This is a genomic window from Pandoraea apista, from assembly GCF_001465595.2.
Lineage (GTDB): Bacteria > Pseudomonadota > Gammaproteobacteria > Burkholderiales > Burkholderiaceae > Pandoraea > Pandoraea apista.
Genome location: NZ_CP013481.2, coordinates 2,233,439 through 2,257,764, shown reverse-complemented (window position 1 = coordinate 2,257,764; position 24,326 = coordinate 2,233,439). Strand labels below are relative to the sequence as shown.

Genomic DNA, 24,326 nt, shown 5'->3' with positions numbered 1-24,326 from the left:
TAGATGTCCTCCCCGATTACGGCAGCTTGGTCTGCGCCACGTGGGCGAGGAGGTTAACCACGGAGGTGTGCATCAGGTCCGTGAAAGGCTTCGGATAGATACCCATGAACAGCGTGAGTGCAGCCAACACGGCCAGCATGAAGAACTCGCGCTTGTTGATATCGATCAGCTCGCGCACATGGTCGTTGGCAATGGCGCCGAAGATCACGCGCTTGTACATCCACAGCGAGTAAGCCGCGCCGGTGATCAGCGAGGTGGCCGCCAGCAGGCCCACCCAGAAGTTCAGCTTCACAGCACCCAGAATCACCAGGAATTCACCCACGAAACCCGACGTTGCCGGCAGACCGCTGTTGGCCATCGCGAACAGCATGAAGAACGCGGCAAACTTCGGCATCGTGTTCACCACACCGCCGTAATCGGCGATGTTGCGCGAGTGCATACGGTCATACAGCACACCAATACACAGGAACATGGCGCCCGACACGAAACCGTGCGAGATCATCTGCACCAGCGCGCCCTGCATGCCAATTTCGCTGAACATGAAGAAACCGAGGATCGCGAAGCCCATGTGAGCGATCGACGAGTACGCCACCAGTTTCTTCATGTCGGTCTGCACCAGCGCCACGAGGCCGATGTAGACCACGGCGATCAGCGCGAGCGCGATCATGAAGCCCGACAGGTAGTGGCTGGCGTCCGGTGCAATCGGCAGCGAGAAGCGCAGGAAACCGTACGCACCCAGCTTCAGCATGATCGCGGCCAGCACGACCGAGCCGCCGGTCGGCGCTTCCACGTGGGCGTCCGGCAGCCAGGTATGCACCGGCCACATCGGCACCTTCACGGCGAAGGCCATGAAGAAGGCGGCGAACAGCAGTATCTGCGCGTCCATCGGCAACTTCACCGCGTACCAGTCGGTCAGCGTGAACGAGCCCGTTGCGTTGTACAGATAAATCAGCGCAACCAGCATGAGCAGCGAGCCGAGCAACGTGTACAGGAAGAACTTGAACGCTGCATACACCCGGTTCGGGCCACCCCACACGCCGATGATCAGGTACATCGGGATCAGCGTGGCTTCGAAGAATACGTAGAACAGCAGGCCGTCTTGCGCCGAGAACACACCGATCATCAGACCCGAGAGGATCAGGAAGGCGGCCATGTACTGCGAGACGCGTTCCGTGATCACTTCCCAGCCCGCGATCACCACGATTACCGTGATGAGCGCGGTCAGCACGACCAGCCACAGCGAGATGCCGTCGATGCCCAGGAAATAGTTGATGTGGAAACGCTCGATCCAGCTCGTCTTTTCGACGTACTGGAACGCCGGCGTATTGGCGTCGAAGTTCGAGATCAGCGGCAGCGTGACCAGGAAGCTCACCAGCGAACCGATGAGCGCCAGCACGCGTGCGCCCGTCGGGTTACGGTCATTTCCCACAGCGAGGACAACGATCCCCGACAGAATGGGCAGCCAAATGGCCAGACTCAGAAGCGGTAGCGATTGCATTATTGTTGGCTCCCCCTATTACTTGCCGTTCAACGTCACAAACAGCGTCAGGAGCCCGAGCATGCCGATGATCATGGCGAACGCGTAGTGGTAGATGTAACCGGATTGCACGAAGCGGATGACACCGGCGAACCAGCCCACCAGACGCGCGCTGCCATTCACGACGGCACCGTCGATGAGACCCTGATCGCCCGCCTTCCAGAGACCGCGGCCAATCTTGAGCGCGCCCTTCGCGAAGACCACTTCGTTGATCTTGTCCATGTAGTACTTGTTGTCGAGCAGCGCGTAAATACCCGAGAAGCGATTCTTCAACGCTTCCGGAATGTCCGGACGCTTCAGGTAGAAGAACGCCGCGAGCACGATACCCAGTGCCGACAGTGCGATCGGCAGCGTGCCGAACGAGTGCAGCGCCATCGCCACCCAGCCGTGGAACTCATGGCCCAGTTCTTCCATCGCCGGGTGATTCTCGCCGATGAAGATCACGTCCTTGAACGCCACGCCTTGTTTGAAGAACTCGCCGAAGAGCATCGGGGCAATCGCAATGGCGCCGATGATGACCGACGGGATCGCCAGCAGAATCAGCGGAATCGTCACGACAGCGGGCGACTCGTGCGGCTTCTGACCCGGGGCCAGGCCATGATGCTCGCCGTGCGCGTCTTCCTCTTCCTCATGATGGGCATCGTGGTGGTCATGATGTGCCTGACCGAAACGCTCCTTGCCGTGGAAGACCAGGAAGTACATGCGGAACGAGTAGAACGCCGTGACGAACACGCTGGCGACCACTGCGAAGTAAGCAAAGCCCGAACCCGGCAGATGCGACGCCGCCACCGCTTCAATGATCGAGTCCTTCGAGTAGAAGCCCGAGAAGAACGGCGTGCCGATCAGTGCCAGCGAACCGAGCAGCGACGTGATCCAGGTGATCGGCATGTACTTCCACAGGCCGCCCATGTTGCGCATGTCCTGATCATGATGCATGCCGATGATGACCGAGCCCGCACCGAGGAACAGCAGCGCCTTGAAGAACGCGTGCGTCATCAGGTGGAAAATGGCGACCGGGTAGGCCGACACGCCGAGCGCGACCGTCATGTAACCGAGCTGCGAGAGCGTCGAGTAGGCCACGACACGCTTGATGTCGTTCTGGATCATGCCCAGGAAGCCCATGAACAGCGCCGTGATCGCCCCGATGATCGTGATGAACGACAGCGCGGTGTCCGACAGTTCGAACAGCGGCGACATGCGGCTCACCATGAAGATACCCGCCGTCACCATCGTGGCCGCGTGAATCAGCGCCGAGATCGGGGTCGGGCCTTCCATCGAGTCCGGCAGCCAGACGTGCAGCGGGAACTGCGCCGACTTACCCATCGCGCCGATGAACAGGCAGATACAGGCCACGGTGATCAGGCGCCAGTCGGTGCCCGGGAACGACAGGGCCGCGACATCGTTGGCCTTGGCGAACACTTCGCCGTAGTTCAGCGTGCCGGTGAACGCCAGCAGCAGGCCGATACCGAGCAGGAAGCCGAAGTCACCGACACGGTTGACCAGGAACGCCTTCATGTTGGCGTAAATCGCGGTCGGACGCGTGTACCAGAAACCGATCAGCAGGTACGAGACCAGGCCCACCGCTTCCCAGCCGAAGAACAGTTGCAGGAAGTTGTTGCTCATTACGAGCATCAACATCGAGAACGTGAACAGCGAGATGTACGAGAAGAAGCGCTGGTAGCCAGGATCTTCCGCCATGTAGCCAATGGTGTAGATGTGCACCATCAGCGAGACGGAAGTGACCACGCACATCATCGTGACGGTCAGCGTGTCGACGAGGAAACCGATCTCGAGTTTGAGTTCGCCGATGCGAGCCCATTCATAAACAGTGGCGTTGAAGCTCGCCCCGTTCATGACATCGATAAAGGTCATGACCGACAGGACAAACGCGACCAGCACGCCGAGGATCGTGACCGTGTGGGCGCCCGCGCGACCGACTTGCTTGCCGAACAGACCGGCAATCAGGGAGCCGGCGAGCGGCGCCAGCGGGATCGCGAGCAGCAGGTTGGGATTCAATGTGGATGCCATAACAGCGTTCGCTTTTGTTAACCCTTAAGGCGGTCGAGATCTTCGACGTTGACCGTTTCGAGCTTACGGAACAGCGTGACCAGAATGGCCAGACCGATCGCGGCTTCCGCGGCGGCCACCGTAAGAATGAAGAACACGAATACCTGACCGGCAATGTCGCCCAGGTAATGCGAGAACGCGACGAAGTTCAGATTGACCGCGAGCAACATCAGCTCGATGGCCATCAGCAGCACAATCACATTTCTGCGGTTGAGGAAGATACCGGTAATGCTGATCGCGAAGAGAATCGCGCCCAACACCAGGTAATGCGCTAGCGACAACGACATCATGCTGTCTCCTTATTCCGCCGCCGGCTTGTCAGTGCCGGTGGATTGCTGCCGGGCTTCGGCGGGCATCGACACCAGACGCACGCGGTCGCGCGCCTTCACGCGCACCTGCTTGCTCGGGTCGGTCTGTTTGTGGTCCTTGCGGTTACGCATCGTGAGCGCAACGGCTGCCACGACGGCCACCAGCAGGATCAGACCTGCCACTTCGAAGGCAAAGATATAGTCGGTGTACAACGCGATACCGAGGGCCTTGGTGTTCGGCACATCGGGCGCCGACACGGCCTTGACCGGGGCGCGCGTGGCGCCGTAGCCGCGCATCAGGACCAGCGATGCTTCGACGATCATGATCGCGCCGACAGCACTTGCCAGCGGAATGAACTTGCCAAAGCCGCGTCGCAGTTCGTCGAGATTGATGTCGATCATCATCACCACGAACAGGAACAGCACCATCACCGCGCCGACGTAGACGAGCACCAGCATGATTGCCAGAAACTCGGCCTCGAGCAGCATCCAGATCGCCGCGGCGTTGAAGAAGGCCAGCACCAGGAACAGTGCCGACTGTACGGGGTTGCGCGAGGTCACGACCTTGAGGCCCGAGACCACGAGGATCAGCGCAAACACGTAGAAAAGAAAGGTTGTAAATTCCATAATCACCGGGTGTCGCGAGAATTAGCCAACGTCAATTGCCGTACCGGGCGCGCCATCGAGCTGCCGCGCCCTGCCCTGCTTAACGGTACGGCGCATCGGCCGCCTTGGCCGCCGCGATTTCGTTTTCGTAACGATCGCCCACCGCGAGCAACATTTCCTTGGTGAAGTACAGATCGCCACGCTTCTCGCCGTGATACTCGAGAATGTGCGTCTCGACGATCGAGTCCACCGGGCAGCTTTCTTCGCAGAAGCCGCAGAAAATGCACTTGGTCAGATCGATGTCGTAACGCGTGGTACGGCGGGTGCCGTCGTCACGCACATCCGACTCGATCGTGATGGCCATTGCCGGGCACACCGCTTCGCACAACTTACAAGCGATGCAGCGCTCTTCGCCGTTCGGATAACGGCGCAGCGCATGCAGACCGCGAAAACGCGGCGACAGCGGCGTCTTCTCTTCGGGAAACTGCACCGTCACCTTGCGAGCGAACGTGTAACGCCCCGTGAGCGCCATGCCCTTGAGCAGTTCCAACAACAGGAAACTGCCGAAAAAGTCCTTGATTGCCCTTACCATGGGATTCCTCTACTCCGTTCGCCTCAGCCCCAGATGTTCCAGGGCGACATGATCCAGCCACCCACCACGATCACCCAAACGATCGTCAACGGCAGGAAAACCTTCCAGCCCAGACGCATGATCTGGTCGTAGCGGTAGCGCGGGAACGTCGCGCGCACCCAGATGAACACCGACAGCAGCAGGAACACCTTGAACGCCAGCCAGAACACGCCCGGGATGAACGACAGGAAGCCGAACGGCGCACTCCAGCCACCCAGGAACAACACCGACGCGAGCGCCGAGATGATGATCATGTTGATGTACTCGGCCAGGAAGAAGAGCGCGAAGCCCATGCCCGAGTATTCGATCATGTGACCGGCCACGATTTCCGACTCGCCTTCCACCACGTCGAACGGGTGGCGGTTCGTTTCCGCAATGCCCGAGATGAAGTAGACGACGAACATCGGCAGCAGCGGCAGCCAGTTCCACGACAACAGGTTCAGCCCCATGCCGGCGAACATGCCGTGCTCCTGCGAGCGCACGATGTCCGACAGGTTGAGCGAGCCGGCCGTCATCAGCACCGTCACCAGCGCGAAGCCCATGGCGATTTCATAAGAAATCATCTGGGCCGACGCGCGCATAGCGCCGAGGAAAGCGTATTTCGAGTTCGATGCCCAGCCGGCGAGAATCACGCCGTACACACCGATCGACGAGATCGCGATCGCGTAGAGCAGACCGGCGTTCACATCCGCCAGCACCGCGCCCGGCTGGAACGGGATCACCGCCCAGATCGCGAAGGCCGGCAGCACTGCCATCACCGGAGCGATGGCGTAAATACCCTTGCTGACTTGCGACGGTGTGATGACTTCCTTGAGCAGGAGCTTCAACACGTCGGCAATCGGCTGGAGCAGACCCGCCGGGCCCACGCGGTTCGGACCGAGACGCACATGCATCCAGCCGATGAGCTTGCGCTCCCACAGAATCAGGTACGCCACGCACAGCAGCAGGATCACGGCCACGACGAGAATACGGACCAGCGCCCACACTGTCGGCCAGGCCACGCCCAGCAGTTGCGTGCCGTATTGATTGATGACTTCGTTCAGGCTCATTTACGCCTTCTCCACCGAAATTTCACCGAACATCGCGCCAAGCGCGGCGGACGCCGGCGTGGCTGCCGGAACACGCACCACATTGGCAGGCAGCGTTTCCGAACGAGCGGCCGGCAGCGTAACCACAGCATCGCCCTGACGTACGCGCACGGCGTCGCCGGCGGCGAGGCCCAGACTGTCGAACAGCGCTGCCGGCAGCGTGGCGCGCAGCGCCGCCTTGGCATCGTTCGTCAATTGCAGCGACGGGGCGCGGCGCACCAGCGCGTCGGCAGCGTAGATCGGCACATCGGCCAGACGCTCCAGGCCCTGCCCCGCCGCCTTGGGCGCGGTCAGTGCAGCCTTGGCGCGGTTGTCGAGCGTTGCCGCCGAGAAACCGGCGAGGGCTTCGTCGCGAACCTGCTCGGCCGTGTCCTGTTCGAAGCCTTGCAGCTTGAGGAGATTGCCCAGCACGCGCAGCACCTTCCAGCCCGGACGCGTTTCGCCCAGCGCACGCACCACACCGTTGAAGTGTTGCGGCAAACCTTCGGCGTTGACGAACGTACCGGCAGTTTCCGTGAACGGGGCGATCGGCAGCAGGACATCGGCGTACTCGAGGCCGTGCTTGAACGGCGAGAGCGAGACGACCATCTTCGCGGCAGTCAATGCCGTGAGTGCTTGCTTCGCATCTGCCGAGTCGTACTCCGGCTCGGTGTTCAGCAGCAGATAGGCCTGACGCGGTTGCGCGAACAGTCCGGCAGCGCCCTTCGCATTGGTCGCCTTCACTACGTAGCCGCCGACCGTGTTGGCGCCTTCGGTGAGGAAGCCCAGCGTGGCGCCGGTGATGTCGGCGATCACTTGCGCGATGGCATGCAGTTGCGAGAACTGCGGATGCTGCACAGCGGCGTTACCCAGCAGAATCGCGCGACGCTCCCCCTTCACCAGCGAAGCCGCGATGGCTTTGGCGGTATCGCTGGCGCTCACACCGGCCAGTTCCGCGGGCGCGGCAACACCCTTGGCGGCGGCAGCGGCCACGGCAATACCGGCCAGCTCGCTCACCCAGGCACTCGGTGCCGCGATGATCTTGTTGGCGAGCTTCACCAGCAGATCGTCGTCCGAGCCATGCAACACGTTGAGTTGGCCACCGGCCTTCACTGCGGAGCGCAGACGCGAAGCGAACAGCGGATGATCCTTGCGCAGGAACGAGCCCACGACCAGCGTGCTTTGCAGCTTGTCGAGTTCAGCGATCGGCAGGCCGAGCCACGGGGCGCCCTGCGTGCCACCCGACACATCCGTCTGACGCAGACGGAAGTCGACGTTATCGCTACCCAGCGCGCGCACGAATTTTTGCAGCAAGTGCAGTTCTTCGATCGTGGCGTGCGGCGACGCCAGCGCGGCGACGGCGTCGGCGCCGAAGTCGCGGATGATATCGGTCAGACCGTGACCGACATACTCGAGCGCCGTCTGCCAGTCGACTTCGTGCCACTCACCGCCCTGCTTGAGCATCGGCTTGGTGAGACGATCGTCGCTGTTCAGACCTTCGTAAGAGAAACGATCCTTGTCCGAGATCCAGCATTCGTTGACCGCTTCGTTTTCGAGCGGCACAACACGCATGACCTTGTTGTTCTTCACTTGCACCACGAGGTTCGCACCCACGCCGTCGTGAGGGCTCACCGACTTGCGGCGCGACAGTTCCCACGTACGGGCGCTGTAACGGAACGGCTTGGACGTCAGGGCGCCGACCGGGCACAGGTCGATCATGTTGCCCGACAGTTCCGAGTCCACCGTCTTGCCGACGAACGAGGTGATTTCCGAGTGCTCGCCACGACCCAGCATGCCGAATTCCATGACGCCGGCCACTTCCTGACCGAAACGCACGCAGCGGGTGCAGTGGATGCAGCGCGACATCTCTTCCATCGAGATGAGCGGGCCCACATTCTTGTGGAACACCACGCGCTTCTCTTCCTGATAGCGCGACGCCGACTTGCCGTAACCGACGGCCAAGTCCTGCAGTTGGCACTCGCCGCCCTGATCGCAGATCGGGCAGTCGAGCGGGTGATTGATCAGCAAGAACTCCATCACCGATTGCTGTGCCTTCACAGCCTTCTCGGAGTTGGTGCGCACGATCATGCCGTTGGCCACCGGCGTTGCACAAGCCGGCACAGCCTTCGGGGCTTTTTCGACCTCGACCAGGCACATGCGGCAGTTCGCAGCGATGGACAGCTTCTTGTGGTAGCAGAAGTGGGGAATATAGGTGCCGTTTTTCTTGGCAGCCTGGATCACCATGCTGCCTTCGGGCACCTCGACCTTTTGGCCGTCAATTTCGATTTCAACCATAGCGGTTCAATGCCAACCGTCAAAAGGGATTAGTGAGCGCCGACCAAGCAATGCTTGTGCTCGACGTGGTAGGCGAACTCGTCCCAGAAGTGTTTGAGCATGCCTCGCACCGGCATCGCTGCGGCGTCGCCCAGCGCGCAAATGGTACGGCCCATGATGTTCTCGGCCACCGAGTTGAGCAGGTCCAGATCTTCCTTGCGGCCTTCACCGTGCTCGATACGATTGACCACGCGCCACAGCCAGCCTGTGCCTTCGCGGCAAGGCGTGCACTGACCGCACGATTCTTCGTAGTAGAAGTACGACAGACGCAGCAGCGAACGCACCATGCAGCGCGTCTCGTCCATCACGATCACTGCCCCCGAACCCAGCATCGATCCGGCCTTGGCGATGCTGTCGTAGTCCATCGTGGTTTCCATCATCAGCCCGGCCGGCACGACCGGTGCCGACGAGCCGCCCGGAATCACGGCCTTGAGCTTCTTGCCGCCGCGCATGCCGCCTGCCAGTTCCAGCAGTTCGGGGAACGGCGTGCCCAGCGGCACTTCGTAGTTACCCGGCAGCTCGACGTCGCCCGACACCGAGAAAATCTTGGTGCCGCCATTGTTCGGTTTGCCCATTTCCAGATACTGCTGCGGGCCAGTGGCCAGCAGGAACGGAACGGCAGCGAACGTCTCGGTGTTGTTGATCGTCGTGGGCTTGCCGTACAGACCGAAGCTCGCCGGGAACGGCGGCTTGAAGCGCGGCTGGCCCTTTTTGCCTTCGAGCGACTCGAGCAGCGCCGTTTCTTCGCCGCAGATGTACGCGCCATAGCCATGGTGAGCGTGCAACTGGAACGAGAAGTCCGTGCCGAGAATGTTGTCGCCCAGATAACCGGCAGCGCGGGCTTCCTCGAGCGCCTCTTCGAAGCGTTCGTACACTTCGTAGATTTCGCCGTGGATGTAGTTGTAGCCGACGGTGATGCCCATGGCGAAACCGCCGATGGCCATGCCTTCGATCAGCGCATGCGGGTTGTAGCGCAGGATGTCGCGATCCTTGAACGTGCCGGGTTCGCCTTCGTCCGAATTACAGACGAGGTACTTCTGACCCGGGAACGCACGCGGCATGAAGCTCCACTTCAGACCGGTCGGGAAGCCTGCGCCTCCACGACCACGCAGGCCCGATGCCTTGACATCGGCGATGACCTGCTCCGGCGTGAGGCCTTCCTTCAGAATACGTGTGAGCTGCTGGTAACCACCGCGCTTGACGTAGTCTTCCAGATGCCAGTTTTCGCCATTCAGGTCGGCGAGAATCAGCGGCTTGATGTGACGGTTATGCAGCGACGTCATGCTTTCTCTCCCGCAGCGCCCTTGGCCTTGAGCTCGTCGATGAGCGCGTCGACCTTGGCTTCGTTCATGAAGCCGCACATGCGATGGTTGTTCACCAGCATGACCGGGGCATCGCCGCAAGCGCCCATGCACTCGCCTTCCTTGACCGTGAAGAGACCATCCGGCGTGATGTCGTTGTACTCGACACCCAGCTTCTCCTTCAGGTACTTGGCCATCTCTTCGCCGCGCGTGAGCTGGCAAGGCAGGTTCGTGCACACGGTCAACTTGAACTTACCCACAGGGCTCGTGTTGAACATGGTGTAGAAGGTTGCGACCTCTTGCACCGCGACTGCGGGCATCTCGAGGTAGTCCGCCACGAATTGCATCACTTCGGGCGACAACCAGCCTTTCTCGACCTGCGCTACGGCAAGTGCGTGCATTACCGCCGACTGCTTCTGCTCGGCAGGGTATTTGGCAACGGCACGGTCGATTTTCTTCAGGGCTTCGGGAGAAAGCATTTCCGATCCGACGGTTCTCTAAAACGTTATCCCCGCTCGTGCCAGCGCGGGCGAGTCGATCATCTCGACTGCCCGCAACTCACAGGCACGGCAACTGGAACGGCAATGGTATCGACCTGCGAAACCCTGCCGACTTAAAACTTGCGGGCGCCTGAGGCGCCCGCTGCGCATTTAGCGATCGATCTCGCCGAACACGATGTCCTGGGTACCGATGATCGCGACAGCATCTGCAATCATGTGACCCTTTGCCATCTCGTCGAGCGCAGAAAGGTGGGCGAAGCCCGGTGCTCGAATCTTCAGGCGGTACGGTTTGTTGGCACCGTCCGACACCAGATAGATGCCGAACTCGCCCTTCGGGTGCTCGACAGCGGCATACGTCTCGCCGGCGGGCACGTGGAAGCCTTCGGTGAAGAGCTTGAAGTGGTGAATCAGCTCTTCCATGTTCGACTTCATTTCAACGCGCGACGGCGGGGCCACTTTGTGATTGTCCGTAATCACCGGACCTTCATTGGCACGCAGCCACTTCACGCACTGGCGGATCAGGCTGGCCGACTGGCGCATTTCTTCCACACGCACCAGGTAACGGTCATAGCAGTCGCCTTCCTTACCCACCGGAATATCGAATTCGAGGCGGTCGTACACTTCGTACGGCTGCTTCTTGCGCAGATCCCAGGCAATGCCCGAACCGCGCAGCATCGCGCCGGAGAAGCCGAGCTGCATGGCGCGCTCAGGCGACACCACACCGATACCGACCAGACGCTGCTTCCAGATCCGGTTGTCGGTGAGCAGCGTTTCGTACTCGTCGACACACTTCGGGAAGCGAATGGCGAAATCTTCGATGAAGTCCAGCAGCGAACCTTCGCGTGCTTCGTTCATCTTCTTGATCGCGCGCTCGTTGTGGAACTTCGACGCACGATACTTCGGCATGGCGTCCGGCAGATCGCGATACACCCCTCCCGGACGGTAGTAAGCCGCGTGCATACGGGCGCCCGAGACGGCTTCGTACACGTCGAACAGATCTTCGCGCTCACGGAAGGCGTACAGGAACACTGCCATCGCGCCCACGTCGAGTGCGTGCGAACCGATCCACATCAAGTGATTCAGAACGCGCGTGATTTCGTCGAACATCACGCGGATGTATTGTGCGCGAATCGGCACATCTACGCCGAGCAGCTTTTCGATCGCCATGACGTATGCGTGCTCATTGCACATCATCGACACATAATCGAGACGATCCATGTACGGCACGGATTGCAGGAACGTCTTCGATTCGGCGAGTTTTTCGGTCGCACGGTGCAACAGGCCGATGTGCGGATCGGCGCGCTGAATCACTTCGCCGTCCAGCTCGAGCACCAGGCGCAGCACGCCGTGCGCTGCCGGGTGCTGCGGACCGAAGTTCAGGGTGTAGTTCTTGATGTCTGCCACAAGGCCACCTTAATGTTTCAGACCGGCGTAATGCTCTTCGCGGATGATGCGCGGCGTAATTTCGCGCGGCTCGATCGTCACCGGTTGGTAGATCACTCGCTTCTGTTCCGGGTCGTAACGCATCTCGACGTAACCGGACGTCGGGAAGTCCTTGCGGAACGGGTGACCGATGAAGCCGTAGTCCGTCAGAATGCGACGCAGATCCGGGTGACCTTCGAACACGATACCGACCAGATCGAAGGCTTCGCGCTCGAACCAGTTCGCCGAGCTCCACAGATCGATCAACGACGCCACGACCGGCAGATCGTCTTCCGGCGCGAACACGCGCACACGCAGACGCCAGTTGTGGGTCAGCGAGAGCAGATGCGAGACGGCGGCATAGCGCGGACCGTCGTAGAGACCGTCGCCGTAAGCCGAGTAGTCCATGCCGGCAACGTCCATCAGTTGCTCGAACTTCAGATCGGGATGATCGCGCAGCGTGCGCGCCACCTCGAGATAGTCACTCGCCTTGACGGTCAGCGTCAGCTCGTCGAGGGCTTCCACCAACTGCTCGGCACGGGGGCCAAGCACGTTTTGCAGGGTGGTCTTGAGTTGTTCTAGTTTAGACATGGCGGTAACGGTTATTTACGCGCGATCGTCGCAGTCCGCTTGATCTTTGACTGCAACTGGATGATGCCGTAGACGAGCGCCTCGGCCGTCGGCGGACAGCCCGGCACGTAGACGTCGACTGGCACGATGCGATCGCAACCGCGCACCACCGAGTAGGAATAGTGATAGTAGCCGCCGCCGTTGGCACACGACCCCATCGAGATCACCCAACGCGGCTCGGCCATCTGGTCGTACACCTTGCGCAGCGCGGGTGCCATCTTGTTGCACAGCGTACCGGCCACGATCATCACGTCCGACTGACGCGGGCTCGGGCGGAATACCACGCCGAACCGGTCCAGATCGTAACGCGCCGCGCCAGCGTGCATCATTTCAACGGCACAACACGCGAGGCCGAACGTCATCGGCCAAAGCGAACCCGTGCGCGTCCAGTTGATGAGTTTGTCAGCCGTGGTGGTGACAAACCCTTCGCGCAAAACCCCTTCGATGCTCATATGCTTACCCTGAATCCTTCTGCAATGCTGCCAAATACGTTGACGGTCTTATTCCCAGTCAAGCGCACCGCGCTTCCACAGGAACACGAAACCGACGAGCAGTTCAAGCAGGAAACCCATCATGGAGATAAAGCCCACCCAGCCGATATCGCGCAGAGCAACGCCCCACGGAAACAGAAATGCCGTTTCGAGATCGAACAGGATGAAAAGGATGGCGACGAGATAGTAGCGCACATCGAACTTCATGCGCGCGTCTTCGAATGCCTCGAAGCCGCACTCGTACGGAGAGAGTTTTTCGCTGTCGGGATTGTTGGGGCCGAGAAATTTACCGACGCCAATCAGTACCGCCCCAAGACCGCCACCTACCAGAAGAAACAGCAGGACGGGATAATAGGTTCCGAGGTTCAACTCTACCCTCTTTCGGTTAGTTCAAAGAACCGCTCTCGTCGATGGTGTGGGGACCGGAAAGCGGATGAACGGTGAGCACAAAATAAAATGCCAGCCAAAGCATAAACGCAAGGCTGGCATCGTAGAACTGTGGTGCCGACGGCGAGACTCGAACTCGCACAGCTTTCGCCACTACCCCCTCAAGATAGCGTGTCTACCAATTTCACCACGTCGGCATTCATAGTCTGCAATCCGCTGTCACTTACGAATCGCTTCAAGACCGCTATAGTAGCGCCCTTCGGCATTTTGTTCAATGCACAAATCGAATTTTTTTCGATTTTCTTTACGGCTTATTACTTGTCACAAACGCGTTGCCAATTACTTGGGCACGTCTTGCGGATTCGCTACGGAAGCCGGCGCCGGAGCACTTGCCGCCCCCGGTGCCGACGCCGCCGACGGCGAAGTCGCCGCAGGCAAATTACCAAGGACACCGATATTTGCCGCCGGCTTGTACGAACCGAGATACGTGAGACCCAGCGTGGTCACGAAAAATACGGCCGCCAGCACCGCCGTGGTACGCGACAGGAAGTTCGCAGACCCCGAAGCACCGAAGAGACTGCCCGACGAACCGCTACCGAATGCAGCGCCCATGTCGGCACCCTTGCCATGCTGAAGCAACACCAGACCGATGATGCCCAGCGCGGAAAGCACCTGCACCACGATCAACAACGTTTTCAACAACCCCATCTCATCACCCGTATAGAAGAATCCGATTTGCGGTGCATTTTTGATGCACCGCATCATGACTATTTCATGCCATTACAAAATGGCATTGGCCATCAGCGCGACAGTCCCGCCTCGCAAATTGCCAGAAAATCTGCCGCCTTCAACGCCGCGCCACCGATCAGACCACCATCGACATCCGCCATCGAAAACAGCTCCGCCGCGTTGTCCGGCTTCACACTTCCACCGTACAACACCGCCACATCCGCGACCGCCTCACCCTTCGCGCGCAACAGCGAGCGCAAATGGGCGTGCACTTCCTGCGCCTCGGCCGACGTTGCCGTCTTGCCTGTACCGATCGCCCAGACCGGCTCGTAGGCAACGACGATTTGCCCAGCCTGCTCCGCCGTCAACGAAGCGAGTACCGCTTCGAGCTGACGCGTGACCACGGCCTTCGTCTCGCCCGCCTCGCGCTCGGCGAGCGTTTCGCCCACACACACGATCGGCGTCATGCCCGCGTCGATCACGCGCACCGTCTTGGCAGCGACATTCGCGTCGGTCTCGGCGTGATACGTACGGCGCTCCGAGTGCCCCACGATCACGAACTGCGCGCCGAACTCGGCAATCATCTTTGCCGCGACCTCGCCCGTGAACGCGCCACCGACTTGCGCCGAAACATCTTGCGCACCGAAACCCAATACCTGCCCCGAAAGGCGGGCCTGGCATTGCGCGAGATAGGGGAACGGCACACATACGGCCGCAATCACGCCCGGCGCACTCAGCACCGGCGATGCCAGCAGGTCGCCCAAAAGCGCCTCATTGCCGGCCAGGCTGCCATGCAGTTTCCAATTGCCCACGACGAGCTTGCCAGCCTTACGGCTGATGGTGCGAGCCGAAGCTGCAGTACCAGTTGTCACGCCTTATCCCCCGATGCGTATGGACGAAAAACCTCTCATTCTAGTGTGTCCGGGGCATGGGGGTCAATTTCGGCGGCTTTGGGGCGTGCAAATCCGCATGAAACAAGTATTTCACGCGGATTCACACCACCAATCGACGCCAGCGCGCTTACCAGGTCAACACGATCTTGCCAACGTGCGTACTGGTTTCCATCAAAGCGTGAGCCTTGTCTGCTTGTTCGGCCGGGAACGTCTGATAAATCACCGGACGAATCTTGCCTGCGGCGAACAACGGCCAGACCTTCTCGTACAGGTTCTTGGCAATCGCCGCCTTGAATGCCACCGAGCGCGGGCGCAACGTGGAGCCGGTCACCGTCAGACGGCGACGCAGCAGCGCCCCCATATCCAGCGTGGCTTTGCTTCCGCCGAGCAATGCGATGATGGCGATGCGGCCGTCAAACGCCAGCGCCTGCACTTCCCGAGGCAGGTAATCGCCGCCCACCATGTCGAGCACGACATCCACGCCGCGGTCCTGGGTCAACGCCTTGGCGACAGCGACGAAATCCTCGGTCTTGTAATTGATGCCTCGTTCCGCGCCGAGCGCTTCGCACGCCCGGGCCTTCTCGTCGGACCCCGCCGTCGCGAACACACGGTGGCCAAGCGCTACGCCAAGCTGGATGGCCGTCACGCCGATGCCGCTTGTGCCACCCTGCACCAGCAGCGTCTCCTTCTCGCCGGCCTCGGTCTCGCCAAGACGGGCGCGATCGAACACGTTGCTCCAAACGGTGAAGAACGTCTCGGGCAGCGACGCCGCCTCGATGTCCGACAGCCCTTCCGGCACTGGCAACACCTGCGCGAGCGGCGCCGCGCAGTACTCGGCATAGCCGCCACCCTGCACCAGCGCGCACACGCGCGAGCCGACCTTCAGACCCCAGCGATTGTCAGCGCCATCAAGTGCGCCTTCGACGATCTCTCCCGCCACCTCCAGCCCCGGCAGATCCGAGGCCCCCGGCGGCACCGGGTACTGGCCAATGCGTTGCAGCACATCGGGGCGATTCACGCCCGACGCCGTGACCTTGATAAGCACTTCGCCCGGCTTCAGCTCGGGACGCGGCCGCTCGGTGAGTTTGAGCACTTCGGGTGCGCCGTATTGGGTGATCTCGATCGCCTTCATGTGTTTGTCCTCGGTTCTCGGGGCGATGTCCTCGCGTTATCGCGGGCCGCCTGTCTCGTTGGGGTCGTGAGGGCAATGCCACCACCGCGCACATCAAGGTGTGCCCGCAGCAACACTCGCCCTCCGGGAAAATTGTGTCGAGCCGGTACCTTATCACCGACTGCGCGATCGTGTTGGCTGCCCAATCGGGCTTTGCCCCAGTTTGGACACAATCGGGAATATTCGAGACTCGTCGACCCCGTTCGGAACGCTGAGGTCGGGCACAAAGGCCATTCGAGAGACGGATCGCGCTTGGGCGGACGACTGGCGATCGTCATTTTTGCAGGCGTAGTCGGCGACGTTCGCCTCCCGTTGGCGGGCGCGTCGCGTGGGATCGTGACGACCTTGCGCGACGCGCCGGATTAGCCCCGAAAGGAGAGAGCCGGCTGTTTGGGGCAAGCCAGCGACACCCGCCCCGGAAGGACCGTCAGGCGACGCCTTCCACCCCTTCGTCGATCAGCCCGTGCCGGATGGCATAGCCGATCAGGTCTGCACTGTCGTCTAGCGCGAGCTTGTGCAGAATATTTGCGACATGCGCTGCGATCGTTCGCTCGCTCGAGTGCATTGCATGCGCAATTTCATTGACGGCCAGGCCGTCGACCAGCATGTGAAACACTTCGTTCTCGCGAACCGACAAACTCAGATGCCTCGGTTTGTCTTCGCGCGCATCGGTACCCTGCCGCGATCGCGGCCCCCGATGCGATGCCCGCGGCGGCTCACGGCGCACGCCAGTCTCGCGCCATCCTGCGTCGGAAACCGCCCGCGTTGTTGCCCGGCTTCGTCCGCCCTCAAGTTTCATACTCGCCTCCTATATGAAGACTTCCTCACGCCAAAACCGTCGAGCACGGTGAGCAACCAACGGCCGGCGTCGCTCATTGTGCGTCAGACAATTCACGCTCGTAACTTCACAGAAGCTCATCGCGACAGCATGTTCGATTGCCGTTTCCTAATGCACAGCGGCCCTCGAAGGGTTCTCTTCGCGATAAAAACCAACGCATGCCGCCCGATACCCGCAAGGCATCGCGCTGCCCCGGTGAGCGCCCGCTTACACCAGACGTCCGGCAACACTGTCGCTGAGCACAAAGCGCCCGCGTCCGCCATGTTTGGCGTTGTATAGCGCACGGTCCGCCGCCTCGAACAACATGTCGGGCGTCAGATCCTCGCCGCGCGCCACCATCGCCACGCCGACACACGCCCCCACCGTGACCTCGCCCACGGACAGCACCATCGGCCGCGACGCCAGATCGAGAATCGACATCGCCGTACGCTCCACGTCGTCGACGTCCTGCACATCGCCCATGATGACGGCGAACTCGTCGCCGCCGAAGCGGGCGATGGCATCGCTTTCCCGCACACTGGCCACAAGCCGTTTGGCCAGACGACGCAGCAACTCGTCGCCCAACGCATGCCCCCAGGTGTCGTTGACCACTTTGAAGCGATCCAGATCGACGAACAACAGCGCCTGCGCACCGGCACCTTCGCGCGCACGCCGCACGGCATTGGCCAGCGCCTGATCGAAGCCCTTACGATTGAGCAGCCCGGTCAGATGATCGGTGTGCGACTCGCGCCGCCAGCGGCGCTCGTTCGAGCGCTCGACGGTAATGTCGCGCACGAACACGTGAACGCCAGCGAGAACATTATGTGTCGCCCACTCCGGCTGATAGCTCACTTCGAAGCAGCGATACGCGGCGTCTTCGCCAAAGTCCCAGACGAAAGTGGCCGCCTCGCCCGCAAAAGCCCTCGATAGGTAGGGGGCGAATTCGCGATAGAGCGACGGGCCGAGCAACTCGCGCGCCGTGGCACCGAGAATGCGTTCGCGCGAACGGCGCAATCGCAACTCGCAGGCACGATTGACAAACGCGAAGCGCTCGTCGCCATCGAGAAACGCCACCAGATAAGGCACACGGTCTGCGATCTCCTGCATGCGACGCACGTTCGCGCGCGCCGCTTCGCGCGACATTTCCAGCGCTTCCGTGCGATCCCCCAACTGCTCCATCATGTTGCGAAACGTATTCGCGAGCGCCCCGATCTCGTCGGCTCGCTGCACGGGCAGCGATTGCACGGCGCGCATATCGCCGGCGCTGCGCTGCACGAGATCACGCAGCGTATCGAGCGGACGCAGCATGCACCGCGCCATCCACCACATGGCGAACGCCGCCACGCCGATCGCGGCAATCGCGAGAATGACTACACGGCGCCGCACCCGCGCGAGAGGATCGAAGGCTTCCGCCCCCGGCACTACCGCCACGACCGACCAGCCGGTTGTCGTCATGGGCGCGCGTGCAACGAGCGGGTGCATGTGCAGGAGTTCGTGCGAGTCGGCGTCGCGAATGCCGCACAATGTCTGCGCCGGCCCTACGGGGGTGAGAATCTTCGTCACGTCCGCCTGAATCACGTACCGCGGCGGTGTTTCATTGGTCACCAGGCAATAGCGCCCGGTCTCCCCGATGGCATTGCTTGCCAGATCGACGATGAAGTTCTGCCGCAGCAGATTGACCGCCCCGCCGATCACGGCCGTCACCTCGCCCTGGGCGTTGGTGATGGGCACCGCGAGCACCATGCCCGGCGAGTTTGTGATCCTGCCCGCGATCACGCTCGACGCCGCTTGCGGTGCGCCTGCGAGCAATTGCCGAAAGTAATCGCGATCGGAAATATTGATGGGCGTGGACGAAAACGTCGAGTCGTAGAGCATCTGGCCGTCGGTTGCAGCCACGAAAAGCGTGTTGAACGTCTCGGGCACCGACACCGACACATTGGCAAAGGCGTCGAACTGCGCGGGTGTCATGGTGCGAGGATCGCCGATATGGCGGGACATGCGATGCAATGCGAGAAACTTGCCGCGCATTTTGTCGTCGAGTTGATCGGCGACGAGCTTGACCTGCGAGTCAAGCTGCGCCTGCATCGAGCTTCGCAATTCCCCATAGACGAAAAACTCGATACCCACGGCCAAACCGACGATCAATATCATGGACACGAGCGCTGTCGCCAACGCGACTCGTCCCTTCAACGACTTCACCATACTGGCCCGTGCGAGAGTAGCTTGTACTGCTTTTGGTAATTTTTGCGAGAGCTTACCACCCGAAACGGCACATTTTCAGGAAACTTGAGAATAATTCGTCGCCTTCGTGTGCCAGTCTCATCGACACGCGCAGGCGACATCGCAGCACGTCATATGACGTTGCGTGTCAAAGCCGTCGTAAAATTGCGCATCCAACGCGCCACGATGGTGCGAACCGGCATGCCGCATGCCGGCTCATCGCAAGATATTCCCGGCAGGGGCAACCCGCCGGGGAGCATCGTGACCCGACTCGCCCGACCCGAATTCATTCATGACGAGCACCCAAGCCACTCCCGCCCCAGCCGCCACCGCACCGATGACGCCGATGATGCAGCAGTACACGCGCATCAAGGCCGAGCATCCGAACATGCTCGTCTTCTACCGCATGGGCGACTTCTACGAGCTGTTCCATGACGACGCGGCCAAAGCCGCGCGCCTGCTCGACCTTACCCTGACCGCACGCGGTCAGTCCGGCGGTCAGCCGATTCGCATGGCCGGGGTTCCGCATCACGCCGTGGAGCAATATCTCGGCAAGCTGGTCAAGCTCGGCGAGTCGGTCGCCATCTGCGAACAGATCGGCGATCCGGCCACCTCGAAAGGCCCGGTAGAGCGTAAGGTCGTGCGCATCGTCACCCCCGGCACACTTACCGACGCCGCCCTGCTCAGCGATAAGGTCGATCAGTATCTGCTTGCCGTGCAGATGCCGCCGGCGCGGCGCGCCAGCGAGCGCATGGCCGGTCTGGCCTGGCTGTCGCTCGCGAGCGGCGAATTGCGTCTCATGGAAGTGGCTGCCGACAAGCTGCCGCGCGAACTCGAGCGCATTCGCCCCGCCGAGACGCTGGTGCCCGACAGCGCGCTCGAAGACTTCAAGGACTTCTCCCTCGGCACCACGACCCGCGTGCCCGACTGGCATTTCGACACCGCCGCCGGTACGCAGCGCCTGCGCGATCAACTCGGTGTCGCCAGCCTGACGGCCTTTGGCTGCGATGGCCTGAACCCGGCGCTGGGCGCGGCAGGCGCGTTACTTCAGTACGCAGCCGCCACGCAGGGCCAGTCGCTGCGCCATGTGCAAAGTCTGAACGTGGAGCGGGAAGCCGCCTATATTGGTCTGGACGCCGCGACCCGCCGCAATCTGGAGCTCACCGAAACGCTGCGCGGCACCGAATCGCCCACGCTGCTCTCGTTGCTCGACACCTGCGGCACCACGATGGGCAGCCGTCTGATGCGTCACTGGCTTCATCACCCGATGCGCGACCAACAAGTGCCGCAAGCGCGCCAGTTGGCCATCGCCACGCTGCTCGAGGGCGCTGGCACGTGGCGCGCACTGAATAGTGAATTACGGCATGTGGCGGATGTCGAGCGGATTACGGCGCGTCTGGCGCTGCTCACGGCGCGGCCGCGCGATCTGTCGAGCCTGCGCGACGCCCTGCGCCGTCTGCCCGAATTGCACACCACGCTGCGCGCCGTCGAAGCGAACTCGCCGCTGCTGGCGATTCTGCACGAAGACCTCGCCATTCCCGACGCTGCGCTCGCCCTGCTCACGAGCGCCGTGGCGGAAGAGCCCGCAGCGATGGTGCGCGACGGCGGCGTTATCGCTCGCGGCTACGACGCCGATCTCGACGAATTGCGCGATATCTCGGAGAACTGCGGGCAGTTTCTCGTCGATCTGGAAACGCGCGAGCGCGCACGTACCGGCATCAACAATTTGCGGGTCGAGTTCAACAAGGTGCACGGCTTCTATATCGAAGTCACTCGCGGCCAGACCGACAAGGTGCCCGACGATTATCGCCGCCGCCAGACCCTGAAGAACGCCGAGCGCTACATCACGCCGGAACTGAAGACGTTTGAAGACAAGGCACTCTCGGCGCAGGAGCGCTCGCTCGCGCGAGAAAAAGTGTTGTACGACGCATTGCTGCAAGCCCTGCTGCCGCACATCACCGAATTCAAGCGCATTGCGCAGGCACTCGCCCAGTTGGACGTGCTCGCTGCGCTGGCCGAACGCGCCGAGACGCTGGGCTGGGTAAAGCCCGAGCTGGTGCAGGACCGCGTCGTCGATATTCGCCAGGGTCGTCATCCGGTCGTCGAGCAACAGGTGGAGCGCTTCATCGCCAACGATTGCTCGCTGGGCGATGCCCGCCGCCTGCTGCTCATCACCGGCCCGAACATGGGCGGCAAGTCGACGTTCATGCGTCAGACGGCACTGATCGCCCTGCTCGCTTACGTGGGCTGCTACGTGCCCGCCGAGGCTGTACGCCTCGGGCCGCTCGACGCGATCTTTACGCGTATCGGCGCGTCGGACGACCTCGCGGGCGGCCGCTCGACCTTCATGGTCGAGATGACCGAATCGGCAGCCATTCTGCACACCGCGACCGACCAGAGCCTGGTGTTGATGGACGAGATCGGCCGGGGCACGTCGACATTCGACGGTCTCGCGCTCGCCTGGGCGATTGCGCGCCATCTGCTCGGCCATAACCGCTGCTACACGTTGTTCGCCACACACTATTTCGAACTGACGCAACTCCCCGATGAATTCCCGCAATGCGCGAACGTGCATCTGTCGGCCGTAGAGCATGGCGAAGGCATCGTGTTCCTGCACACGGTGCAGGACGGCCCCGCGAGCCAGAGCTACGGTTTGCAGGTCGCGCAGCTCGCTGGTGTGCCGATGCCGGTCATTCGTGCAGCGCGCAAACATCTGGCGTTGCTCGAACAGCAGGCGCTGGATCCAGCGGCGCCTCAGCTCGATCTGTTTGCAACGCGAGCGAGCGTCGAAGACGATCTCGACGACGATGCCGACAACGCGGCGGCACCGCAAGGGGCGCAAGGCAATTCGCATCGCGCCGCAGCCCTCGATCCCGCGGCAGAGGCCGCGCTGGCGCGTCTGGCCAGCATCGATCCGGACGACCTGCGCCCGCGCGAGGCACTCGACCTGCTGTACGAACTGCGGGGCCTGATGGACGGCCGCGCCACGCCCTGAGCCACCATGTCGACCCTGCGCCGCCTACGCGCGCCTCGCCGATCCGGCACGGGCTTATTTGCCGTGTGCCTTGTGGCACTCGCGCTGGCGTCGGGTTCGGCATTTGCGGCAGCGGCACAGAGTACTGCGAAGCCGGCGGCAAAAACCATGGCCAAAAGCCCGCCCAAACCACCGCCGTTCGATTTTGCCGTGCTCGGCAATACCCCGTTCGGCAATACCGAAGTGCCGGTGGTGCGCAGCGTGCTGGCCAACATTGGCGACACGCAGGCCGCCTTCGTTATTCACGCGGGAAATTTCAAAGACATCAATGAGTCGTGCCGCGACGAACTCGTCACGCAACGTCTGAGTCTGCTCGCCAGCTCCCCCAAACCACTGATGTATGTGCCCGGCGCCAACGACTGGGCCGATTGCCAACGCGCCGGCGAGGGGAACTACAACCCCGTGGAGCGCCTTGATTTTCTACGCGATCACGCCTTCGACGACGACGCGCTGCTCGGTCCCGGCCCGGTGGGTTTCGCACAGTTCGATCTCACGCGTCAAAGCGAAATGGCGCGCTTTCGTCAGTATCGAGAAAACGTGCGGTGGTTCTATCGCGGCGTGGTGTTCGTTGGCCTGAACCTTCCCGGCAATAACAACAATTACCGCTCGGCAGGCGGGCGCAACGGCGAATATGAAGATCGCGTGATTGCAACGCGCGTGTGGTTGCAGCACGCGGCTGTCTACGCCCAGCAGAAGGACGCCATTGGCATGGTCATCGTCGCGCAGGCGGACCCCGAGTTCGAGCCGGCGCGCAGTGGCGGCCTCGGCGGCATTTTCTCGGATCGCTCCGGGCGACGCGGCATTGACGGCTACAAGGATTTCAGGACGCAATTGCAACGACTCGCCAGCCGCTTCAAAGGGCCGATCCTGCTGATCGACAGCGGCAAAACGATGCGTCACACGCAACCGTTGCGCGACGCCCATGGCGCGCCGGTCAGGTCGTTCACGCAACTGAGCAGTTTCGGCTCTCCCGCAGCAAACCGCTGGGTACGCGTGCGTGTCGACCCGCGAGCACCGCAACTGTTCCGTTTCGAAGGCATGATGTTGCCCGTCGGCAGCTCGCCTGCGCCCGGCAGTCAACGCGGCAACGGCGCGGTACCGGCTGCGGCCGTCCCGCTGAATCCCGAGCCGGGCAGAACCGCGACAGGCACTGTGCCCCACGCAGCGCCCTACTCTGCCCTCTATCCGTCGTCCGGCGTCGCTACCGGCGCCGGTTCGAGCAGCGCGACCAGCTCCGATCCCAATCAGGGGGTCATGCCCATCGGACCGGCACTCCCGCCCAATACCACTCCGCACCCCGCCGCCCCCGGTCGCTGAATCCGGCGCTCGAAATGCAAACGCCGGGCCTGACGCATTGCGTTGTGCAATGCGCCTGACCCGGCGAATGTCCTGCCAAGACGCTTGCACGTCGTGCGTTACCTGCCGCCCCTGAAGCGGCCATGCAACTGCCGGCAGCTCAGTGCAGCGTCGGTGCGTCGTCTTCGTCTTCGTCGACGACTTCGAGCCCCGACGCGCCATGCGCGTGCTGGTGCTCGACTTCCTCTTCCGTCGCCTGACGCACGTCGGTCACCTTCAACTCGAAGCGCAGCGCCATGCCGGCGAGCGGATGATTGCCGTCGAGCACGACCTTGTCGTCTGCGACGTCCGTCACCGTGTAGATCAGCGTGTCGGACTCTTCGTCGCCATCTTCCGGCGTGCCTTCGAATTGCATGCCGACTTCGAGCGGCTCCGGGAAACGGCCACGCTCTTCGATCTTCACCAACTCGGAATCGTAGTCGCCGAATGCGTCATCCGGTTCCAGTTGGAGTTGGGTCTCATAGCCGACGTCCTGACCATCGAGCGCTTCCTCGATCTTGGGGAACGTGCCATCATAGCCGCCGTGCAGATAAACCATCGGCTCGGCGCCGCTTTCTTCGATCAGGTTGCCCTGAGCGTCCGACAACTTATAAGTCACCGAGACGACGGTATTCTTTTCGATCTTCATCAAACTCTCCGGAAAACAGCCCGCATTATACGCGCAGCCGTATGACAGCGACCCGGCAACGACCCGAAGCGGTATCGGCGACCACAAACGCGTGTATCGCGCGCTCCTGTCCCGAGCGAATTGCACCGCAGTATTGCGCGCATCGCAGCACCTTGCCGTTCGCTCGTCTCAGATCGCAATCGGATGACGCGAGACGC

General features: G+C 61.8%; 21 protein-coding genes and 1 tRNA gene. 2 read left to right on the top strand and 20 right to left on the bottom strand.

What is annotated here, in order from left to right; all coding sequences use genetic code 11:
- Positions 1 to 16: 16 nt before the first annotated feature.
- The 19 genes from AT395_RS10480 to AT395_RS10390 form a co-directional block, all read right to left on the bottom strand.
- Positions 17 to 1,498, bottom strand: a complete 1,482-nt coding sequence (locus tag AT395_RS10480) for an NADH-quinone oxidoreductase subunit M (RefSeq protein WP_042115467.1) — start codon at positions 1,496 to 1,498, stop codon at positions 17 to 19.
- An 18-nt stretch (positions 1,499 to 1,516) separates the two neighbouring features.
- On the bottom strand, positions 1,517 to 3,565 hold the full coding sequence (gene nuoL, locus AT395_RS10475; RefSeq protein WP_042115466.1) for an NADH-quinone oxidoreductase subunit L: 2,049 nt from the start codon (positions 3,563 to 3,565) through the stop codon (positions 1,517 to 1,519).
- Between the two features lie 17 nt (positions 3,566 to 3,582).
- Positions 3,583 to 3,894, bottom strand: coding sequence for an NADH-quinone oxidoreductase subunit NuoK (gene nuoK / locus AT395_RS10470; RefSeq protein WP_023596640.1), 312 nt, complete (start codon positions 3,892 to 3,894; stop codon positions 3,583 to 3,585).
- A gap of 9 nt (positions 3,895 to 3,903) precedes the next feature.
- Entirely contained in the window at positions 3,904 to 4,539 is a 636-nt protein-coding gene (locus AT395_RS10465) for an NADH-quinone oxidoreductase subunit J (RefSeq protein ID WP_042115465.1), read from the bottom strand.
- A 79-nt stretch (positions 4,540 to 4,618) separates the two neighbouring features.
- The gene (gene nuoI, locus AT395_RS10460) at positions 4,619 to 5,110 is read right to left on the bottom strand and encodes an NADH-quinone oxidoreductase subunit NuoI (RefSeq protein ID WP_010807406.1); all 492 of its coding nucleotides are present in this window, start codon (positions 5,108 to 5,110) and stop codon (positions 4,619 to 4,621) included.
- A gap of 23 nt (positions 5,111 to 5,133) precedes the next feature.
- Positions 5,134 to 6,198: an NADH-quinone oxidoreductase subunit NuoH gene (gene nuoH, locus AT395_RS10455; RefSeq protein ID WP_042115464.1), complete on the bottom strand. Its 1,065-nt coding sequence runs from the start codon at positions 6,196 to 6,198 to the stop codon at positions 5,134 to 5,136.
- Positions 6,199 to 8,511, bottom strand: a complete 2,313-nt coding sequence (gene nuoG / locus AT395_RS10450) for an NADH-quinone oxidoreductase subunit NuoG (protein WP_042115463.1) — start codon at positions 8,509 to 8,511, stop codon at positions 6,199 to 6,201. It lies immediately after the preceding gene.
- A gap of 29 nt (positions 8,512 to 8,540) precedes the next feature.
- Entirely contained in the window at positions 8,541 to 9,833 is a 1,293-nt protein-coding gene (gene nuoF / locus AT395_RS10445; RefSeq protein ID WP_042115462.1) for an NADH-quinone oxidoreductase subunit NuoF, read from the bottom strand.
- On the bottom strand, positions 9,830 to 10,330 hold the full coding sequence (nuoE, locus tag AT395_RS10440) for an NADH-quinone oxidoreductase subunit NuoE (RefSeq protein WP_010807410.1): 501 nt from the start codon (positions 10,328 to 10,330) through the stop codon (positions 9,830 to 9,832). Before nuoE ends, nuoF begins: the two co-directional genes overlap by 4 nt.
- 171 nt (positions 10,331 to 10,501) lie before the next feature.
- Positions 10,502 to 11,755: an NADH-quinone oxidoreductase subunit D gene (locus tag AT395_RS10435; protein WP_039368609.1), complete on the bottom strand. Its 1,254-nt coding sequence runs from the start codon at positions 11,753 to 11,755 to the stop codon at positions 10,502 to 10,504.
- A 9-nt stretch (positions 11,756 to 11,764) separates the two neighbouring features.
- Positions 11,765 to 12,364: an NADH-quinone oxidoreductase subunit C gene (locus AT395_RS10430; RefSeq protein WP_042115461.1), complete on the bottom strand. Its 600-nt coding sequence runs from the start codon at positions 12,362 to 12,364 to the stop codon at positions 11,765 to 11,767.
- Between the two features lie 11 nt (positions 12,365 to 12,375).
- On the bottom strand, positions 12,376 to 12,855 hold the full coding sequence (locus tag AT395_RS10425) for a NuoB/complex I 20 kDa subunit family protein (RefSeq protein ID WP_010807413.1): 480 nt from the start codon (positions 12,853 to 12,855) through the stop codon (positions 12,376 to 12,378).
- A gap of 48 nt (positions 12,856 to 12,903) precedes the next feature.
- Positions 12,904 to 13,263: an NADH-quinone oxidoreductase subunit A gene (locus AT395_RS10420; RefSeq protein ID WP_039368621.1), complete on the bottom strand. Its 360-nt coding sequence runs from the start codon at positions 13,261 to 13,263 to the stop codon at positions 12,904 to 12,906.
- A gap of 130 nt (positions 13,264 to 13,393) precedes the next feature.
- Positions 13,394 to 13,478: transfer RNA gene (locus AT395_RS10415), tRNA-Leu, on the bottom strand.
- Positions 13,479 to 13,620: 142 nt separating this feature from the next.
- On the bottom strand, positions 13,621 to 13,989 hold the full coding sequence (gene secG / locus AT395_RS10410; RefSeq protein WP_048629299.1) for a preprotein translocase subunit SecG: 369 nt from the start codon (positions 13,987 to 13,989) through the stop codon (positions 13,621 to 13,623).
- Between the two features lie 92 nt (positions 13,990 to 14,081).
- On the bottom strand, positions 14,082 to 14,849 hold the full coding sequence (tpiA, locus tag AT395_RS10405; protein WP_042118202.1) for a triose-phosphate isomerase: 768 nt from the start codon (positions 14,847 to 14,849) through the stop codon (positions 14,082 to 14,084).
- A 181-nt stretch (positions 14,850 to 15,030) separates the two neighbouring features.
- The gene (locus AT395_RS10400; protein WP_048629218.1) at positions 15,031 to 16,035 is read right to left on the bottom strand and encodes an NAD(P)H-quinone oxidoreductase; all 1,005 of its coding nucleotides are present in this window, start codon (positions 16,033 to 16,035) and stop codon (positions 15,031 to 15,033) included.
- A 466-nt stretch (positions 16,036 to 16,501) separates the two neighbouring features.
- Positions 16,502 to 16,873 carry a response regulator transcription factor gene (locus AT395_RS10395; RefSeq protein ID WP_048629217.1) on the bottom strand — a complete coding sequence of 124 codons (372 nt, stop codon included), beginning with the start codon at positions 16,871 to 16,873 and terminating at the stop codon, positions 16,502 to 16,504.
- A gap of 246 nt (positions 16,874 to 17,119) precedes the next feature.
- The gene (locus tag AT395_RS10390; protein ID WP_231606136.1) at positions 17,120 to 19,042 is read right to left on the bottom strand and encodes a sensor domain-containing diguanylate cyclase; all 1,923 of its coding nucleotides are present in this window, start codon (positions 19,040 to 19,042) and stop codon (positions 17,120 to 17,122) included.
- A 361-nt stretch (positions 19,043 to 19,403) separates the two neighbouring features.
- Between AT395_RS10390 and mutS the strand changes: the two genes are divergently transcribed.
- Entirely contained in the window at positions 19,404 to 22,106 is a 2,703-nt protein-coding gene (gene mutS, locus AT395_RS10385) for a DNA mismatch repair protein MutS (protein WP_048629215.1), read from the top strand.
- 147 nt (positions 22,107 to 22,253) lie between these two features.
- Positions 22,254 to 23,462, top strand: a complete 1,209-nt coding sequence (locus AT395_RS10380; RefSeq protein ID WP_156219738.1) for a hypothetical protein — start codon at positions 22,254 to 22,256, stop codon at positions 23,460 to 23,462.
- Positions 23,463 to 23,601: 139 nt separating this feature from the next.
- Here the strand turns inward: AT395_RS10380 and AT395_RS10375 are convergent, their stop codons facing one another.
- Positions 23,602 to 24,129 (bottom strand): FKBP-type peptidyl-prolyl cis-trans isomerase, encoded by a 528-nt coding sequence (locus tag AT395_RS10375; RefSeq protein ID WP_042115457.1) that lies wholly within the window; start codon positions 24,127 to 24,129, stop codon positions 23,602 to 23,604.
- Positions 24,130 to 24,326 lie beyond the last annotated feature (197 nt).

Excerpts from the sequence above, each read along its gene's own strand:
- AT395_RS10480 (WP_042115467.1), bottom strand. The coding sequence starts at position 1,498 with ATGCAATCGCTACCGCTTCTGAGTCTGGCCATTTGGCTGCCCATTCTG.
- nuoL (WP_042115466.1), bottom strand. The coding sequence starts at position 3,565 with ATGGCATCCACATTGAATCCCAACCTGCTGCTCGCGATCCCGCTGGCG.
- nuoK (WP_023596640.1), bottom strand. The coding sequence starts at position 3,894 with ATGATGTCGTTGTCGCTAGCGCATTACCTGGTGTTGGGCGCGATTCTC.
- AT395_RS10465 (WP_042115465.1), bottom strand. The coding sequence starts at position 4,539 with ATGGAATTTACAACCTTTCTTTTCTACGTGTTTGCGCTGATCCTCGTG.
- nuoI (WP_010807406.1), bottom strand. The coding sequence starts at position 5,110 with ATGGTAAGGGCAATCAAGGACTTTTTCGGCAGTTTCCTGTTGTTGGAA.
- nuoH (WP_042115464.1), bottom strand. The coding sequence starts at position 6,198 with ATGAGCCTGAACGAAGTCATCAATCAATACGGCACGCAACTGCTGGGC.
- nuoG (WP_042115463.1), bottom strand. The coding sequence starts at position 8,511 with ATGGTTGAAATCGAAATTGACGGCCAAAAGGTCGAGGTGCCCGAAGGC.
- nuoF (WP_042115462.1), bottom strand. The coding sequence starts at position 9,833 with ATGACGTCGCTGCATAACCGTCACATCAAGCCGCTGATTCTCGCCGAC.
- nuoE (WP_010807410.1), bottom strand. The coding sequence starts at position 10,330 with ATGCTTTCTCCCGAAGCCCTGAAGAAAATCGACCGTGCCGTTGCCAAA.
- AT395_RS10430 (WP_042115461.1), bottom strand. The coding sequence starts at position 12,364 with ATGTCTAAACTAGAACAACTCAAGACCACCCTGCAAAACGTGCTTGGC.
- AT395_RS10425 (WP_010807413.1), bottom strand. The coding sequence starts at position 12,855 with ATGAGCATCGAAGGGGTTTTGCGCGAAGGGTTTGTCACCACCACGGCT.
- secG (WP_048629299.1), bottom strand. The coding sequence starts at position 13,989 with ATGGGGTTGTTGAAAACGTTGTTGATCGTGGTGCAGGTGCTTTCCGCG.
- AT395_RS10400 (WP_048629218.1), bottom strand. The coding sequence starts at position 16,035 with ATGAAGGCGATCGAGATCACCCAATACGGCGCACCCGAAGTGCTCAAA.
- AT395_RS10395 (WP_048629217.1), bottom strand. The coding sequence starts at position 16,873 with ATGAAACTTGAGGGCGGACGAAGCCGGGCAACAACGCGGGCGGTTTCC.
- AT395_RS10390 (WP_231606136.1), bottom strand. The coding sequence starts at position 19,042 with ATGATATTGATCGTCGGTTTGGCCGTGGGTATCGAGTTTTTCGTCTAT.
- mutS (WP_048629215.1), top strand. The coding sequence starts at position 19,404 with ATGACGAGCACCCAAGCCACTCCCGCCCCAGCCGCCACCGCACCGATG.
- AT395_RS10380 (WP_156219738.1), top strand. The coding sequence starts at position 22,254 with ATGGCCAAAAGCCCGCCCAAACCACCGCCGTTCGATTTTGCCGTGCTC.
- AT395_RS10375 (WP_042115457.1), bottom strand. The coding sequence starts at position 24,129 with ATGAAGATCGAAAAGAATACCGTCGTCTCGGTGACTTATAAGTTGTCG.